The 15,953-nt window shown below is 38.7% G+C and carries 20 protein-coding genes; 17 read left to right on the top strand and 3 right to left on the bottom strand.

Going from position 1 to position 15,953, the window contains the following annotated elements; all coding sequences use genetic code 11:
- Nucleotides 1-62: 62 nt before the first annotated feature.
- The 4 genes from H580_RS24555 (at nt 63) to H580_RS0116225 (ending at nt 3,121) form a co-directional block, all read left to right on the top strand.
- Nucleotides 63-443, top strand: coding sequence for a YhjD family protein (locus H580_RS24555; RefSeq protein ID WP_157282952.1), 381 nt, complete (start codon nt 63-65; stop codon nt 441-443).
- Complete coding sequence (locus H580_RS0116235; protein WP_028595716.1) at nt 440-1,714, top strand: DNA polymerase IV; 1,275 nt, start codon at nt 440-442, stop codon at nt 1,712-1,714. The genes H580_RS24555 and H580_RS0116235 overlap by 4 nt, the downstream gene beginning before the upstream one ends.
- Complete coding sequence (locus H580_RS0116230; protein ID WP_028595715.1) at nt 1,711-2,208, top strand: YhjD family protein; 498 nt, start codon at nt 1,711-1,713, stop codon at nt 2,206-2,208. Before H580_RS0116235 ends, H580_RS0116230 begins: the two co-directional genes overlap by 4 nt.
- Before the next feature lie 169 nt (nt 2,209-2,377).
- On the top strand, nt 2,378-3,121 hold the full coding sequence (locus tag H580_RS0116225; RefSeq protein ID WP_028595714.1) for a sugar phosphate nucleotidyltransferase: 744 nt from the start codon (nt 2,378-2,380) through the stop codon (nt 3,119-3,121).
- A 163-nt stretch (nt 3,122-3,284) separates the two neighbouring features.
- Here H580_RS0116225 and H580_RS0116220 read toward each other — a convergent pair whose 3' ends face one another.
- Nucleotides 3,285-3,839 carry a hypothetical protein gene (locus tag H580_RS0116220; protein ID WP_028595713.1) on the bottom strand — a complete coding sequence of 185 codons (555 nt, stop codon included), beginning with the start codon at nt 3,837-3,839 and terminating at the stop codon, nt 3,285-3,287.
- A gap of 209 nt (nt 3,840-4,048) precedes the next feature.
- Between H580_RS0116220 and H580_RS0116215 the strand changes: the two genes are divergently transcribed.
- Nucleotides 4,049-4,537, top strand: a complete 489-nt coding sequence (locus H580_RS0116215) for a YfbM family protein (protein WP_028595712.1) — start codon at nt 4,049-4,051, stop codon at nt 4,535-4,537.
- Between the two features lie 212 nt (nt 4,538-4,749).
- Here H580_RS0116215 and H580_RS0116210 read toward each other — a convergent pair whose 3' ends face one another.
- Entirely contained in the window at nt 4,750-5,169 is a 420-nt protein-coding gene (locus H580_RS0116210; RefSeq protein WP_036605474.1) for a VOC family protein, read from the bottom strand.
- Nucleotides 5,156-5,515 carry a winged helix-turn-helix transcriptional regulator gene (locus tag H580_RS0116205; RefSeq protein ID WP_028595710.1) on the bottom strand — a complete coding sequence of 120 codons (360 nt, stop codon included), beginning with the start codon at nt 5,513-5,515 and terminating at the stop codon, nt 5,156-5,158. The genes H580_RS0116210 and H580_RS0116205 overlap by 14 nt, the downstream gene beginning before the upstream one ends.
- Before the next feature lie 234 nt (nt 5,516-5,749).
- Here H580_RS0116205 and H580_RS0116200 point away from each other — a divergent pair, with 234 nt between their 5' ends.
- The 12 genes from H580_RS0116200 (at nt 5,750) to H580_RS27065 (ending at nt 15,907) form a co-directional block, all read left to right on the top strand.
- A complete protein-coding gene (locus tag H580_RS0116200; RefSeq protein WP_028595709.1) occupies nt 5,750-6,397 on the top strand; it encodes a nitroreductase family protein in 648 nt (215 codons plus the stop codon).
- 218 nt (nt 6,398-6,615) lie between these two features.
- Nucleotides 6,616-7,608 carry an LLM class flavin-dependent oxidoreductase gene (locus H580_RS0116195; RefSeq protein WP_028595708.1) on the top strand — a complete coding sequence of 331 codons (993 nt, stop codon included), beginning with the start codon at nt 6,616-6,618 and terminating at the stop codon, nt 7,606-7,608.
- Between the two features lie 58 nt (nt 7,609-7,666).
- Nucleotides 7,667-7,909, top strand: coding sequence for a DUF896 domain-containing protein (locus H580_RS0116190; protein WP_028595707.1), 243 nt, complete (start codon nt 7,667-7,669; stop codon nt 7,907-7,909).
- Nucleotides 7,906-8,385 carry an Rrf2 family transcriptional regulator gene (locus H580_RS0116185; protein WP_028595706.1) on the top strand — a complete coding sequence of 160 codons (480 nt, stop codon included), beginning with the start codon at nt 7,906-7,908 and terminating at the stop codon, nt 8,383-8,385. The genes H580_RS0116190 and H580_RS0116185 overlap by 4 nt, the downstream gene beginning before the upstream one ends.
- Before the next feature lie 25 nt (nt 8,386-8,410).
- Nucleotides 8,411-8,692 (top strand): putative quinol monooxygenase, encoded by a 282-nt coding sequence (locus tag H580_RS0116180; protein ID WP_051217502.1) that lies wholly within the window; start codon nt 8,411-8,413, stop codon nt 8,690-8,692.
- A 614-nt stretch (nt 8,693-9,306) separates the two neighbouring features.
- The gene (locus H580_RS0116175; RefSeq protein ID WP_028595704.1) at nt 9,307-10,188 is read left to right on the top strand and encodes a hypothetical protein; all 882 of its coding nucleotides are present in this window, start codon (nt 9,307-9,309) and stop codon (nt 10,186-10,188) included.
- Between the two features lie 197 nt (nt 10,189-10,385).
- A complete protein-coding gene (locus H580_RS24550) occupies nt 10,386-11,723 on the top strand; it encodes a GTP pyrophosphokinase (RefSeq protein ID WP_051217501.1) in 1,338 nt (445 codons plus the stop codon).
- Between the two features lie 167 nt (nt 11,724-11,890).
- Nucleotides 11,891-12,550, top strand: a complete 660-nt coding sequence (locus H580_RS24545) for a hypothetical protein (protein WP_051217500.1) — start codon at nt 11,891-11,893, stop codon at nt 12,548-12,550.
- 183 nt (nt 12,551-12,733) lie between these two features.
- The gene (locus tag H580_RS0116160; RefSeq protein ID WP_028595703.1) at nt 12,734-13,753 is read left to right on the top strand and encodes a site-specific integrase; all 1,020 of its coding nucleotides are present in this window, start codon (nt 12,734-12,736) and stop codon (nt 13,751-13,753) included.
- Between the two features lie 382 nt (nt 13,754-14,135).
- Nucleotides 14,136-15,422: a helix-turn-helix transcriptional regulator gene (locus H580_RS24540; RefSeq protein WP_051217499.1), complete on the top strand. Its 1,287-nt coding sequence runs from the start codon at nt 14,136-14,138 to the stop codon at nt 15,420-15,422.
- Nucleotides 15,419-15,547, top strand: coding sequence for a hypothetical protein (locus tag H580_RS26840; protein ID WP_281167982.1), 129 nt, complete (start codon nt 15,419-15,421; stop codon nt 15,545-15,547). Before H580_RS24540 ends, H580_RS26840 begins: the two co-directional genes overlap by 4 nt.
- A gap of 162 nt (nt 15,548-15,709) precedes the next feature.
- The gene (locus tag H580_RS27065; protein WP_084509291.1) at nt 15,710-15,907 is read left to right on the top strand and encodes a Spo0E family sporulation regulatory protein-aspartic acid phosphatase; all 198 of its coding nucleotides are present in this window, start codon (nt 15,710-15,712) and stop codon (nt 15,905-15,907) included.
- Nucleotides 15,908-15,953 lie beyond the last annotated feature (46 nt).

The raw sequence follows: 15,953 nt of genomic DNA, 5'->3' as shown, positions 1-15,953 counted from the left end.
AACACACGTTCGGTGTATAATGCGAATATATAGAGAATATACGTTCGTATGTTGGAGATGAGATGATGAGTGCTGCTACGAATCCAATGATTGAAACCGAAGAGGATATTCAAATGATTAAGGAGTATACCTTGTTTCCCATTTTACTGGATATGCTGGCAAGAGATATGGAAGAACTGATGATGTACAAAAACAAGATCGTGTACCATCACGTTCTTGGCTATCTCAAAGAAGTTGAACATTCGATTTATCCTGAGCTGCGCAAGCTTAAGGCAAAGATGAGAGCGCGAAATATTACAATTTTGAATACAGAAATGAATGCATTAGGCATCGATATTGAATACAAAGTGCGGGGCTATGTCCATCGTTTCACCATGCTGCGCGGCTTAGTGAAAGCCGAGTTAATGACCATGTTGATGAACGTACAGGGGCGGGTAAGATGAGCACAGGTCGAGAACGCGAAAAGGTTATTTTCCTAGCGGATTGTCAAAGTTTCTATGCGAGTGTGGAAAAGGCGGAGCATCCCGGATACGAAAATAAGCCTGTTGCTGTAGCGGGATCGGTGGAACGTCGGTCGGGCATTATTTTAGCGGCATGTCCAATTGCCAAAAGCTTTGGCATTGGTACAGCTGATCGTCTCGGAGAGGCACTAAACAAGTGCCCTGAGCTCGTCGTGATGCGTCCTCGCATGCAGCATTATATTGATGTTTCCTTAATGATTACGAAAATTTATGAGGAGTTTACCGATCTTGTTGAGGTATTTAGTATCGATGAGCAGTTTCTAGATGTTTCGGCGAGTCTGCATTTATTCGGTGATCCGATTACGATGGCGAAACAGATTCAGCAAAAGGTGCTGAGTCAAACTGGAGTCAGAGTTAGAGTCGGGATCAGCTCGAATAAAATATTAGCTAAAATCGCAACAGATATATGGGCGAAAAAAAATAAAGAAGGTATCTTCACGCTGCCGCCAACCGAAGTCGAGACCTTGCTGTGGCCGCAGCCCGTAAACAAAATGTTTGGTGTCGGCTCAAAGATGACGGCTCATTTTAGCCTTCTTGGCATGCATACGATTGGAGATATTGCGAGAACACCATTGCCGCGCCTGAAAGAGAAATTTCGAGCCCGCTTCGGCAAGCAGTCCGACATTCAGGCAGAGGTCATGTGGCGAACCGCTAATGGCTTGGATGATAGTCCAGTTACACCGAGAACCTTTGATACGCCGCCCAAGTCAGTCGGTCATATGATGACCCTGCCTAGAGACTATATCGAGCCATGGGAAGTGGAAACGATTTTGCTGGAGCTTACGGAGGAAGTGTGCCGTGACTGCCGTCGCAAAGGGTATATGGGCGCGGTCGTTTCGGTGAGCTGTATGTGCAGCCCCTATGAAGCACCGACGGGATTTTCGCGGCAGATGAAAATGCTAGACCCTACGAATCACACGAATACGGTATTTGAAGCGGTGAAGATGCTCTTTTATAAATTTTGGAACCGTCTGCCTGTACGCCGTATCGGGATAACGCTGAGCCAGCTAAAGGACGATGAAGAATATCAGCTCACCTTGTTCGAAGATCAAATAAAGGCGAGAGCGTTGGATAAGGCTACGGACTTGATTAAAAATCGCTACGGAAGCGCAGCCATTGTAAGGGCTTCCTCGCTGACGAGCGCGGGGCAGGCTGGGGATCGAGCATTGAAGATTGGAGGACATTATAAATGAGTAAAAAGCTTGAACAGAACGGGCTGTGGGAGTCGAGCCGGATGATGCTGCCGCAGCATAAGGAGTCCGTCCAACGTAGGCTCGGTCAACAAGCTGCCGCGCAGCCGAGTCGGCCAACGACGGAAGAAATGAATATGATGAAGGACTTTGTGCTGCTGCCCATTATGCACTCGATTATTATGAGAAGAGCGCTTGAAATGGAGCGATCCTCGGAGACGTTACGAGCGCTTTACACAAAGGTAGCGAAGCTGCTTGCTAGGAGTATCTATGAGGATTTACGGAAAGTGAAGCGGTCTCTAATGGAAAGAGATATCCGTGTGGTGGAAGAGGAGAAAGACGAGCAGATGGTGCGCTATCGCTATGTTTGTCGTCAGTATGAGGATAGCTTTGTTATTACGCGGGACTATATGCGTGCGGAAGCAAGCAAACGGATTGGGCGCTATGCGGAGACGCTTGTGAGTAGTTTGTATAAACCTAATAAGGTGGATAGTTAGATAGATAGCTACTTCACGGGTAGCATGATGTAAATTTCTATTGCATACATTAAAAACAGAATATCATTTAATTTTTGCAAATTCACGAACTCTTATTCAGAATGAGTGATTGCATACATTTATGGTCTAACTGAGCGATAGCTTTCATGAGGTCCGGAGGGGAGTCAGCTTGAAAGGTGTAATTTTGGCAGGGGGATTAGGAACACGGCTCTTTCCACTTACAAAAGTAACCAACAAACATCTGCTTCCCGTTGGAAAATATCCAATGATATACCATGCGATCTATAGGTTGAAACAGGCTCAAGTGAATAACATACTCATTGTTTCAGGCAGAGAGCATGTTGGGGACATTGTAAATTTGTTAGGAAGCGGCAGCGAATTCGAACTCAACCTAACCTACAAAGTACAAGAGGAAGCGGGAGGTATTGCACAGGCTCTATTATTAGCAGAGCATTTTGTTGGCAATGATCGCGTTATTGTTTTATTAGGGGACAATGTGTTTGACAGTGATATTAGTTCCTATATTAAAAGGTTTCAGGAACAAAATTCAGGGGCTAAAATTCTGCTTCATGAGGTTAATGATCCCCAACGTTATGGGGTAGCAGAGCTGCAAGGAGAGCGTATCGTAGCAATTGAGGAGAAGCCGTTACAACCTAAGAGCCAATATGCTGTCACAGGTATATATATGTTTGATTCCAACGTATTTGATATTATTAAGACGTTAAAACCTTCCAGTCGAGGTGAGCTAGAAATAACGGATGTAAACAATGCCTATATTGAAAAAGAAAAGATGACGTATGATATTTTGCGTGGTTGGTGGACAGATGCGGGAACGCATCACTCATTAGCGCGTGCAAATGAATTAGCTCAATTTATTTCTTTAGGGGTGTTGTTTGGAGATGTAAAGCTATAGGTAACGGGATATAGCAATGAATTTCGTATATCTAGCTTTAGTTGGCTCTTGTTGTTAAGACCCGGTGGTCCGTCAGGATCATCGGGTCTTTTTATGAAGAGCTTACATACTTGGTATCTGACTTTATGCCTGTGACATTCTGACTATCCTAAGAGCGTGCCGATTATTTTCCATATGTTTTATGTAGATCCACCCCTGAATTTCTTTTGACATGGTCGAAATCGTAGGGGAAGCGAGTGCCGAAATGCATGAGAAGCGAATAGTATTTTTGAGCTTCTTTAATCAAAAGATAAATAAACTCTTTTTTCGGTAATATAGCTGAGCTTACAAGGTGGTCTTCTCCGTAATCAAACTGAAGATGCAATTGATTATCTCCTAGGGCTTTCATTTTTACAGACATTCGTCTATCGTGCATCAAACCTTCTCCAGTGCCTTGTTGAAGTACCCCTCCTAAAGCTTTCATGATTTCTTCCCACTGAAAAGAGTCGTAGTTGTCAAAATGGAGCAAGTATTCACCATTGTATTTTAAAATTATTGCTGTGCTTGTATATTGATCAATCTTGTACTTGAACATTTCGTTTTCGGTCACATTATTAATATGAACAAACAGATCAGATGCATGTTCAAGAAAAAACGCATCATGATAAGTTGGAATGTGTTCGTATTGTTTTGTAATCCAAGAACTATGTTTTTTGAAATAAGTGGTCAATTCCATCATCCAGTTGTATCGCTCCTCTTTCAAAGTAATCGAACATACAAGATGATAGGACAGCTTATAGGTTCGATTATCAGATAACTATAATATATTCCGTGAAAGAAGTCCTGACGCCAGCATGGGTATAATGATCCTTGAAACCCATAATTCCTAAATGTTACATTTTGATAGAGTAGTAAATCACTATTAAAAATGGGGAGAGGGCTGATAGCATGGGAATGCGCGGATATTACTTTACTATGGATGATAACTTAGTGCAGCAAGTCGCAGCAGGCGACCTTGCATTGAAGAGTTTGAAAATAGACGATTATCCCGGACTGGGCATTGATAGATCCTGGGAGGCGATTCACTACTTGCTGTGTGGAGCTATTTCCGATGGAAAGCCGCCTCTTGGCTATGTTGTCCCGCTGACATCAGACAAAGGCATTGACTTTGGTTCATTCGGGGCGTTTTCTTTACGAGCGGAGCAAGTTGCAGAAGCGGTTCAGGCTATGTCTGAGCTGGATGAAGCGCAGCTTCGCTTGCGGTATGATTTCCCGACCATGCTTAAGGAGGAGGTATATCCTCTTGAGCCCGGCTTTGTTTCAGACGAGGATGAGGACGAGTTCTTTGCCTACATCCTTCAGCATGTTAACGAAATCCGGCGTTTCTACAGCCAAGCCGCAGCCGAGGGCAAAGGTCTCATCTTCTATATTTACTGATAGGTGCTTGTATCAAGTCTATATCAGACTGGTAAGGAAGCACGTTAACAACATATGCAGTGAAAAGGGTATCTTCGAAGTCGTGGAAAGTGACTTTTGAGATACCCCTATCGTATGTAAGGAGATTTGTTCATTTTCGTTTATAAAATGAAGCCTGTTTTGTGAAAATGACACTGTTAAATAGATGTGAAGTACGTTAGTTTAGAGCGACTTTATGGCGCTACTAACTCGACCTTTATTCGGTCGGGGTCTTCGAAAAACAGAGCATAGTAATGTTCTCCGCCTGCGAAAGGATGCTTATCTTTGTAAAGGACATTCATTCCCTTGGAACGAACCTTTTCAGTCAACTCATCCACTTGTTCTCGCGAATTCGCATGGAATGCCAAATGGTTCAGTCCTACTCGGCAACGATTGTAAGGCACGTCCAAGTGCTTTTCTTTTGCTTGAACAAACACAAGGTAAGTGTCTCCTAATTTCCAACTACGACCTTCTTCCCATTGCTGATAGGGCGTATAACCAAGCTCTGATAGAAACCAACCCCAGAACTCAGCCGAACGTTTCAGGTCGGATACATAAATCTCGATATGATGTAGTAATCCCACACTAACTCCTCCCCAATTAAAGCTCTTCATTACCATTTCGTACGGTAACTTCACCGTTTGGATATCTGAACTTGATATAATCGCCGCCCCAATCACACAGCACCTTCAATACCTCTTTCAATGACTGCCCATATTCAGTAAGGGTGTACTCCACTTTTGGAGGCACTTGATTGTACACTTTCCGCACGATTAGACCGTCTTGTTCAAGCTCTTTTAATTGTTCGGTCAGCATCTTTTGTGTAATGCCTGTTACCAAACGTTTTAATTCCCCAGTCCGTATAGGGCCCTTCGTTAAATGATACAAAATATGAGCTTTCCACTTTCCTCCGATAACTTCTAGAACCACTTCGATTCTATTGTTGTATTGCTTCTGCATACGTAACTCCTTTGGCTTTTCTATAGGTACTTTTTCGTGCCTATGTTACGAAGTCGTGTCTATATCACGAAAAAGTGCGTACTTTTCAATCGTTTCGCTATGTATCATAATAGGTTTTGTTAGCAGCTGATGTTAAGTAAGTAATGAATAAAAAATCACCTTATACCGTCATTAACATCGCGCTCATAACTAATTTTATTATTATACAAAAAATATTTTGGAGGTTGTACAAATATGAATACAGCTAACCGCAATGCAAACTTTTATGATGTGATTCGGGACCGTCGTTCGGTTCGTGTCTACGATCCTGCTTATACAATTTCTGACGAAGAAATTAAAGAACTTCTTGGCGAAGCAATGCTTGCTCCGAGCGGTACGAACCTAAACCCTTGGCGCTTTATGGTCTTCACAGACCCTGAATTGAAACAAAAGCTGCTTCCAATGGCATTGGGGCAAAAGCAAGTAGCTGATGCATCCGCAGTCATTCTCGTATTGGGCGATATGGACGCTTATACCGTTGAGAACGCAGATAAAATCAACCAAAGAGCAGTAGATGCTGGCTACATGACCGAACAAATTAAAGAAACGATTAACAACAGTGTGCAAGGCTACTACGGTCCCGTAAGTGAACAAACGAAAAAAGAATGGCAAATGCTTGACGGTGGTCTTCTCGCGATGCAATTAATGCTGGCAGCAAAAGCAAGAGGCTATGACACCGTGCCAATGCTTGGCTACAACACGGAAGAGTTCCGAAAAGAATTCAACGTTCCAGACAACTTGGTCAACGTCCTTATGATCACGCTCGGTAAAGCAGCACAACCAGGCTTCCCAACAGTAAGATTGGGTGTGGATGAAGTAACAACTTGGAACGGAAAGATCTAATCTTCATTTTATTATAAAGCATTCTTGTTGGATGGGAACCGCCCAATCATCTGGGCTTACGAAATGGTTTAGAGGTAGGGGGTTCCCCTAGAGGATGTTGGAGTCAAAGGTGCACAACCATCATTTCGTTATGATTGGCAGCACGTTAGGTACGTATTTTTATTTCATCTAATTACGGATATTATGTATCCACATTAACAACGAAAGAAGGTCATATTGTGAAACTAAGTGTGTTGGATCAAACACCAACTTCAAACGGACAAACGTCTCAACAAACGCTGCAAAACTCGGTTGAGCTAGCTCAGCTTGTAGATAAATTAGGCTATAACCGAATCTGGTATTCGGAGCACCATGGGTCTGAAAATTTAGCTAGCGCATCACCGGAAATATTGATTGCTCATATTGCGTCCGTCACCAAACAAATTCGGGTTGGATCGGGTGGAATTATGCTGATGCATTACTCTCCGCTCAAGATGGCTGAACTATTTAAAACATTGTCGACTCTGTATCCGAACCGAATTGACTTTGGTGTAGGCCGTGCGCCAGGTGGTGATTGGCATAGTACGCTTGCGCTGCATGAAGGCAAGAAACCAAGAATGGATAATCAGTATGAAAAGTTGAAAGAAACGATCATGTTTATGACCGAAACGATGCCTGAAGATCATCCTTATCACAACACGTTGGCTGCTCCATTTGGTGGGACACTGCCTGAAGTATGGCTGTTGGGCTCTAGCGGCAGCAGTGCGGCACAAGCTGGACAATTCGGTATCGGATATTCATTTGCACAATTTATTAGCGGCCAATTATCTGCTCCGATGCTGGATGCTTATCGTTCCAACTTCGTTCCTTCGGAAATCATGCCTAACCCTCAAGTCAATGTTGGTTACTTTGTCATGGCAGCTGAAACAACCGAAGAAGCCGAATATCATGCAGCAAGCCTTGATTTGAACTTGTTGTTTATGGATACGGGGCTGCCATTTAAAGTATTGTCCCCGGAAGACGCATTAAATTATTCTTACACGGAAATGGACAAAATGCGCATCCAGCATAACCGCAGCCGCTTCCTAGTAGGAAGTGCGAAAGAGGTTGCCGATACACTGCGCCATCATGATGAGCAGTTTGGTATTAACGAAGCAGTATTGGGTACGATCAGCCACAGTCATGAAGCAAGACTAAAATCATATGAATTGCTTGCTAAGGAACTTTTATAAACGACTTCTATAAAGATTTTTGTAAATAACTCTATATAAGGAAAGGAAGAGAAAGAACATGATTAAAATATTAGATCGGATTAACGTATTAGCTCGAAAAAACAAAGCAGGTGGATTGACTCCAGCAGAGCTAGAAGAACGGCAGTTATTGCGGCAGCAGTACTTGGGCATTATTCGAGGACATGTAGATAAGTCTTTCCATGCGATTACGTTTCTAGATGCTCAAGGACATGATGTGACCCCTAAAAAGCTGACACAAGAACAAGAGCAGTCATCCGTACAAATGAATGATGCTGTATGAAAATGACGACTGGCGTGGAACAAGCCGTATATGCTTTGCTGCTGCTTAATCGTTTGCCTAAGAACGCTGTGTTGTCGGGTGAATCATTAAGTCAGCAGCTGCAAGTGTCTCCAACTTATTTGCAAAAGTTAATGAGAAAGCTTGTCCAAGCAGGGCTTGTTTCCTCCGTGCCAGGTGTAAAAGGCGGATTTCGATTAATCGCAGATCCCGCGAGCATTCACATCTACGATGTATTTGTTGCTGTAGAGGGTGTAGAAGCTCTGTATCGTTCTAATGGAGTCTTTCAAGCGGTGTTTCAATTGAAAGAAAACAGAACTTGTTTATTATCTGATGTGATGAATGAGGCGGAACATGCTTGGCGGACGATCTTGCAGCGAACTACAATCGCTTCTCTGCATGACGCTGTGCAGGACACGGCATCGGATGATTCTATTCATAAGGTGGATGCTTGGTTAAAAGAGAAGATGGTGCGATAATTTTATATATGAGGAGGAGAAATAGATGTTTGTTAGAGTGGTTACTTTTAAAAGTAAAGAAGGAAAAGAGGAGCGGGTGCGGAAGTTAGGACGGGAGACGCTGGTGCCTATTAATGAAGAGGCGGGTTCGGTGCATGTCTATTTCTTGGAGCCTTATGCAGACAACGATTCGTTTGGTGTAGTCAGTGTATGGAAGGAACAAGAAACATTGGAGACGATGAAAAATAGTGAACGATATCGTGCATTGATTCAGGAGCTGGCTCCTTTGGTTGAATCGTTGGTAGATACGGTTTATGTGTCGGATTAGATTAAGTGGAAACTTGTATGGAAAAGTGTATAGCTATAAGGATAATGAAGCCTAATCTCTCAGTACGGAACGTATTGAGAGATTAGGTTTTTTGGTGTTGAAGTAGGTTCATTCTGTGAATTGAGCGTAGCTATTTCGAATAAATGTGTAAGAGTGGTGGATGGAACAGTATTACATATTTCGAGCGGTAAGGTCTTTTGCTAGCATTAAAAGGATAAAGAAGTAGACATAGATCAAATCAGGGTATGATTAAGATTCTGAACTCGTAGTTAGTTCGGGTTAATTGACCTTTAGCGCGCAGTGCTTATCTATTCAATACTAGTAATTAAAAGAAGAATCGATGCAAAATGTTTTAGTTAAATTACGACTTTAATATTCTAATAATCTTTTTATAATTCAGAAAATTCATTATTCACTTTTTGAGTTTCCCGAAGGAAACAGAGGATAATTCTTGAATTAAGAACGAAATTATATCAAATAAATTCATATTGAGTTAGAAGTATATTGTATCCAAATACTGCCTTTGCGTGGTAAGATGAGGAATGTTAGTTCGGTCATTTTGGTGACAACGTTGGTAAAATGCCTATTACAAACTTTTGAAAGTGGGAGAGAGGATGAACCCAAAATTAAGGAGATTGATCATTCAATTAACACTTATAACATCACTAATTCTATTGATACTGGTAATTATTTTTTTTGCGAGTAAGAATGAAGATATAAGAAGTTTTTCTTTAAATCTCATCACAGAATTAGTGGGATTTGTGATTATTGTGTTTATTCTTGAGAGAATACTAAATAAATATCGTGAATTAGAGGGATTAGAAAAAATGAATTTTGTAGCTAGTCAATTTAACAAGGTGTTTCAAGGATATGTAAATACTCTTGCTGACATTTATAAAGCTACATCCACAGAAGCTACTGACGAAATATTCAAAGACTTGAAGAAACTTTTCAATGAAGATTTTTTCAAACAACTTGATAATTTTGACATAGATTCTCATGGGCCAGTTATAGATAAAGTGGAGAAGATTAATGATGAATTTAAGTTCCACTTTAAACCATGGCATGAAGTTCTAATAAATAGATTCGAAGAACATGAAAAAATGATGGAAAGCTATTTTGAAAAATATTCAGCTTGGATGAACAATGATATGATGAAAATGTATTCAGGAGTCCTTGATATTAAGATTTCTAATTCTATTAGAGCACATAAGCGTTATGAGCAACTAAGGCTAGAAGAACAAGAGGAAGGTTTTGTGAAGTATAGAATCTCAGTAAGCTGTGGATATCATATTTTTGCACTAGCTAATACTTTGATAACTATTGATGAATATAATAGAAGTGCTTTTAGCAGTGTTGAACAAATTGCAGTTAATAAAAATTTATGGGCAAATCATATAGCACCTGGTATTGGAGAAAGCTTAATTTCAGATGAAGATGAAAAGAATTATATTCCAAGAGGTCTTATGGATTATAGTAAATTATCTAAGTTCTGAATATATCTTCAACTGACTGCAAATTCAAGGAAATCCCCTATTGGCATACTTATTGGGCAAGAAAAAGTTACACCAATCCTTAATTTCGCTGAGCTATAGGGTACTTCGTAACTTGCTTCTCATCAGGTGAAATGACTTGAAATAGATACAATAAAATATTTTGTTATACATAAAATTTTGATTTCGGAGGTTGTGTTTTGAGTCTTATTGAAAAATTTTTGAAAAGTTATTCAAAAGAATATGATTTTTATTTGAAGCTAGCTCAAATATGCGCGATGCAATGTGAAAATGTACTTGAAGGTAGCGGTATTAGAGCAATTGTAACGTATAGAGCTAAGCGACCAGATAGACTTAAAGAAAAGCTAGAGAAAAGAATTATAGAAAAACGATATAAAACAGTAGAATCAATCTATAAAGACATTGTAGATCTTGCAGGAGTTCGAATTGCAATATACTTTCCAGGTGATAGAGAAGTAATTGATAATTTCATCGAGAATAATTTTCTTGTACATAGCAAGAAAGAGTTTCCGGGCGAGGCTAAGCCATCGTATGATAAACGATTTTCTGGCTACTGGGCATATCATTATCGTGTTTCGCTAAAATCTGAACTAGTAGCAGATTCAAATAAGAGATATACGGACGTTATTGTTGAAATACAGGTTGCGTCTGTCTTGATGCATGCATGGTCTGAAGTTGAGCATGATTTAGTATATAAACCATTAAGTGGGGAGCTGTCTATAGAAGAGTATCAAATATTAGATGAACTAAATGGACTTGTTCTTGCTGGGGAAATTGCTTTAGAGCGGTTGCAGAATGCAGCAAAAATTCGTGTAACTGGAACCGGGAAGGAATTTAACAATCATTACGAGTTGTCTTCTTATCTTTATGATTCTATGAAAAGTCATATTAAAAAGGGAGATTATGAACCTATCATGGGTAGAGCAGATGTTTTGTATAAATTTCTACAAAATGTTGAATTGAACTCTCCTGAAAAATTATCACAGTTTACAAACGATTTAGACCCTGATACTGAAAACAGACCAGTTGTAGATCAGATTATAGATAGAATTCTGCTTGGGAACGAAGAATATTATAAGTTCTATAATAAAGCAAAAAATGAAATTGGTACTAGGAACCCTTACAGCACTAAAAATGAAAAAGCATCATTTCTGCTAGATACTAAAGCAGCCCTAGGATTCTTTCTATCTAGATGGATTGTTTTTGAGTCTTTGTTAGGGAATATTTCCAATCACCAGTTCAGTGGTACAATTACAGCATTTGAACGAATAAATCCAGGTTTTAATTTTAGGCGTTTAGAGTCAATGGAGATTTTTGATCAAGCATCATTATTTGAAATACAAAGTATTAGAAGGCTCAGAAATGAGGTAGTGCATGGGATTAGTAAGCATCCCGATAGTGTGTTAATAAACGCAGGAAATACATTAGAAGCAGTTTTAGAATATACAGTGAGGAATGTCCCAGAAGAATATAAAGATATAATAAATGAAGCTATTAGTCAGATGAAAAAAACTTGATAATAAAGTTTGAAATACTATGAAAATCTTTCAATTCTCATTCATATGGGCATCCTACTGCAACCTTGGTCTGCGAGATGGATTTTAAAGAGCAGATTACCTCTTATGGGGGAGTAATGTAGAAACGTTAGGTGAAAAGACCCAAATAATAAAGAAGGAGATTTAAAATGAATACAGCAATAGATCCAGAAAGCGGCAGACTTTTAGCGGTTCATGAATGGCTAAAGGTATGTGGGAATCGTAGAGAAGGATTATGTCCTGTATGCAGTGAACAGGTCTCTCTACGAGCTGATAAATCAGAAAATACAAGAACACATTTTACACATAGAAAAGGTTCAGAGTGTCCTACAATTGAAAAAAATCATAAGCCATTTGAACACTTAGTTGCTAGTGATAGTGATAATGAGAATGGAAAGTATATTAAATCACTTATTATTAACAACTCATATTTAATTTATGAAAAGTGCAAGAGTATGGCAGAAAATTTGAGTGTAAAAGAATTTAGAGAATTAATTGATTTTGCAACAGCGAAGGGAGTTTGGAACTTTAAAGGACTAACATTCATGTATGTACCGTATATCCTCTTGACTTGCCGAGAGAGGTTTATTAAGAAAGATAGTGAATATAGAAAAAAAGATTTTTATTTTGTATTGGATCCAAATGTAAAAAAAGTTGATGAACTATGGAATGATACTCAGAGCAAGAAACAGAAATTGTGGAAAATAAATCTTGATGATAACAATGTAATAGAATTTTTAATTAACGACTCTCTTGTGCCGGAATGGTTTACATATACAAAAGAACACATAACTAACAAACTTTCTTGAGATTATTTTAGGATGCTTGATATATCTCATAGTGGTGAGATCCTTTGGTCTAGCTTAAGTATTTCAAAGTATTATGTTAGGTAGATAACACTGCTAAATAGCGGTACCACCTAGTGACTCTATTCTAAAGCTATTAGGGTTCATAGATGATGAACTATAAAAAAATCTAATGGGGGCTCATCGATGAAGTTTATGAGTATCCAGGAAACAATGGTAGCGTTTCTTAAATATAAAATAAGTGCTCGAATTAATGACGGCACGTATAAGCCCAAGATAGATTCATTTGTAAAATATTTAATAGTACACAAAAATATTGACGAAAGAGATGATATATCAACAGATTTAAAAGCAATTACTTATTTAGATATACGTGAAAGTATGAGGTTTTATATTTGGACGACAAGAAAAGGAAACTCCAAAGAAGTAACATCAAAGGGGAATTTAGGAATATATTTAACAGTTGTAAATGAATATTTTAAGTTTTTACAGAACAATGGAATAGCAAATGAAAAACTATTAGCTTGGTTTGATTTATCGGAAAGTAATAAGCGATCTTTAGAAAGTATTATAAATGAGGTTGCTCATGACGAAAAACTTCGCGATAAATCGGTAATGGAGCCTTTGAGCCATGATGAATTGCGCATGCTGCTAAGGGTTTGTAACCATCATATTAATCAATTTACAGTAACAAAAATGTTTGACGGAAAGAAAAATACAATTTATCGATCTTATGTAAGCTCTCTTATTTGTAAGTTGATCTTTGAAACTGGAATAAAGTATAGAGTAATAAAAACAATAAAACCGGAAGATTTTTGTGTAAGTACGGGAAGAATTACTTTACATAAAAAATACAAGATAAAGTTGAGCAAACAATTAACCTACCAACTTACAAAGTACTTAGAAGTTCGTATGAATGTTGCAAGTGAAAAATTGGATGAAGAATTGTTTGTGCATTTTTATGATGAGTTAGATCCTGGTGTAAATACTTATGTTGGAGTGTTTTTAAGGAAAATCGGACGCAATGATACCACGGGTATTGGAAAAACAATGATAATTAAAATGATGCAGAACGGAATACCGGAGGTAATTATTAAAGAGTTAACATCGTACGAGTCAAGTGTGATTGATGATTGTAAAAAGCGTGTCCAAGAATATAAGGAAGATTATAGTTTAATTAATGAACTTATAAATAATACGTTGTAAGATAATTTGAAGAGCATCTTTGCTTAGCCGCTGTCGTACTATGATGTGGGTTTAACTCCCTTGGCTATATGTAATATGAAGAAGGGAGATTAGATAAATAGATCAGTTTCTTTAATTACCTTAAATATATTAATTTTGACGTCTCGGTAAGGCGTTATTTTTTTGAAAATTACTCGATTTTAAACCAAGGAAACAATATTAAAACTAAAACTAAAACCCTGCTCATCATTTAATTGACAACTTGTTTATTACAGTATATTTTAGGATATGGGTGAAAATCCCTTAATCCCCTCAAATTTTATCCCTCACATACGTTAACATAAATTTTTCGTTACTGATGTAATTTAATATTTCAATGAGTGGAAAAGGATGTGAATGTAAAGTGCCTACAACTAAGACGCTTGCATTTGGAGATCTGATTCGACATCACAGAAATAAGGCAGGATTATCTCTGAGTGAGTTTGCTGATATAGCAAAAGTAAACAAAGGAACCATTTCGAAAATTGAGAATGGTGAGGTAAAGAAGCCGGAATATAGAACGATTAAAATACTAGCAGATGCTCTCCAAATACCCTATGACGAATACATTCCTCATTATGTGGAAGCGGAGCTCAGTCCTGATGTTCTTACTCAGATACTGAATGATGCCATAAAAGATAATCGACCACAGTCGCTTATATCGAGAATTTCCATTAAATTTCTTCAATCTGAGCGATTAGACAGTTATGATGCTACCGCCCAACTCTTTGAAACCTCACGTGAAGTAACCGATTCCGAGACGAAATTGACTTTATTAAAAACAATCATAAATTATTCCCGAGGTCATGGGGTGATGCACTTTTTGGCTCGTTCCTTGTTTCAAGAGTATCTCATTGAGCGCAATGATTTTAGTAAATTACATGATACTTACCAATCAGGAAAATACATTCTTAAATATACAGAGTTACTTCCCGCAGGGGAATATGCTCAACTGCTCTATCGACTCGCCGGCCATGCTTACGCAATTCGTAAATACAGTGATAGTGCAAAATACTGCAAAATTTTCCTTGAAATAAGTGAACAAGAAACTAATGATTTACGAGTATATGCTGTCGATATATTGAGAGGCTCTTACTACCATCTAGGAAATTACGAACTTGCTGAAAAATATTCTTCAGAGTACCGAAAGTGTTCACCATCTGTCGAAGGGGAGAATGACCGTTTGATAACTGCGATGCTAAACGGGAAACGAGGGAATATAGAGCTTGCAATTGAACAGTTCGATAAGTGTCTTCAGCTTTGTACTGATAGATTCGTTGTACATACCGTAAATGAGTATATATCACTCTGTTTCGAGTACGATCATATAGTTAAAATAGAGAATCTCCTCGTAACCTATGGGAGAAAGATCCACGCTCAAATCTATACAACTCCTAGGGAAAGGAGTGAGCTTGCAAGGTTTTACAAAATTAAGGGGGATTTTTATACTCAAGCGGAAAGTTTTAATGAAGCAATTAGCGAGTATATCGAAGGAGCTTATGCATATGCATGTATAGATGATATTGATAGTGAACGCAATTGCTTGCGGCTGGTTTTTCAAGTGAGTAAAAAACATAACTTAACCGCTGATGTAATGGACCTAATCGGGGACTATTATAATCGTTTCAAATCAACAGGAGGGTCAATATGAAGAGGAAAGCTACAGTCTTTAAATTGCTGATCTCAACTGCTTTATTTGGAGCCATCCTCATTTCTAATCTCGGGGAAATTATTGACGGGGGAATAATAGCTTTTGATATTAACTATCCATGGTAAACCTAAAAAGACGCCAATCGGCGTCTTTTTTTGTTGCCTTGGAAGAAAACCATATACTCACAGGCAACCCAATATATGATGTCATTGGGGAGCAAGCCTGATTTGATAGGTGAGTGATTGAGGGGAATCGCTCACCTAAGTATCAAACTAAGGAATGATTCTATGCTGAATGAAATTGAATGCTTAAGGAAGCAAATGCAAAAGGAGTATGAAGACGGATTAACATTGCTGGATGTCAGAATGATCAACATGAGCCAAAGCCTAGACAGACTCTTAGTAGAGTATCACCATTCGCGAACTTTTGAAAGCAATTCATTACATGATTATTCAATTACTAGAAAAAGAAATTTAATTACATGAAGGAGGTGAGGCAGGTATAGTAATTAGCATGTAATCACAACTTCAT

Origin of the sequence: Paenibacillus assamensis DSM 18201, assembly GCF_000422445.1 — a bacterium.
In the GTDB taxonomy this organism is placed as follows: Bacteria; Bacillota; Bacilli; order Paenibacillales; family Paenibacillaceae; genus Paenibacillus_B; species Paenibacillus_B assamensis.
This window is presented reverse-complemented; position numbering and strand designations above follow the sequence as displayed.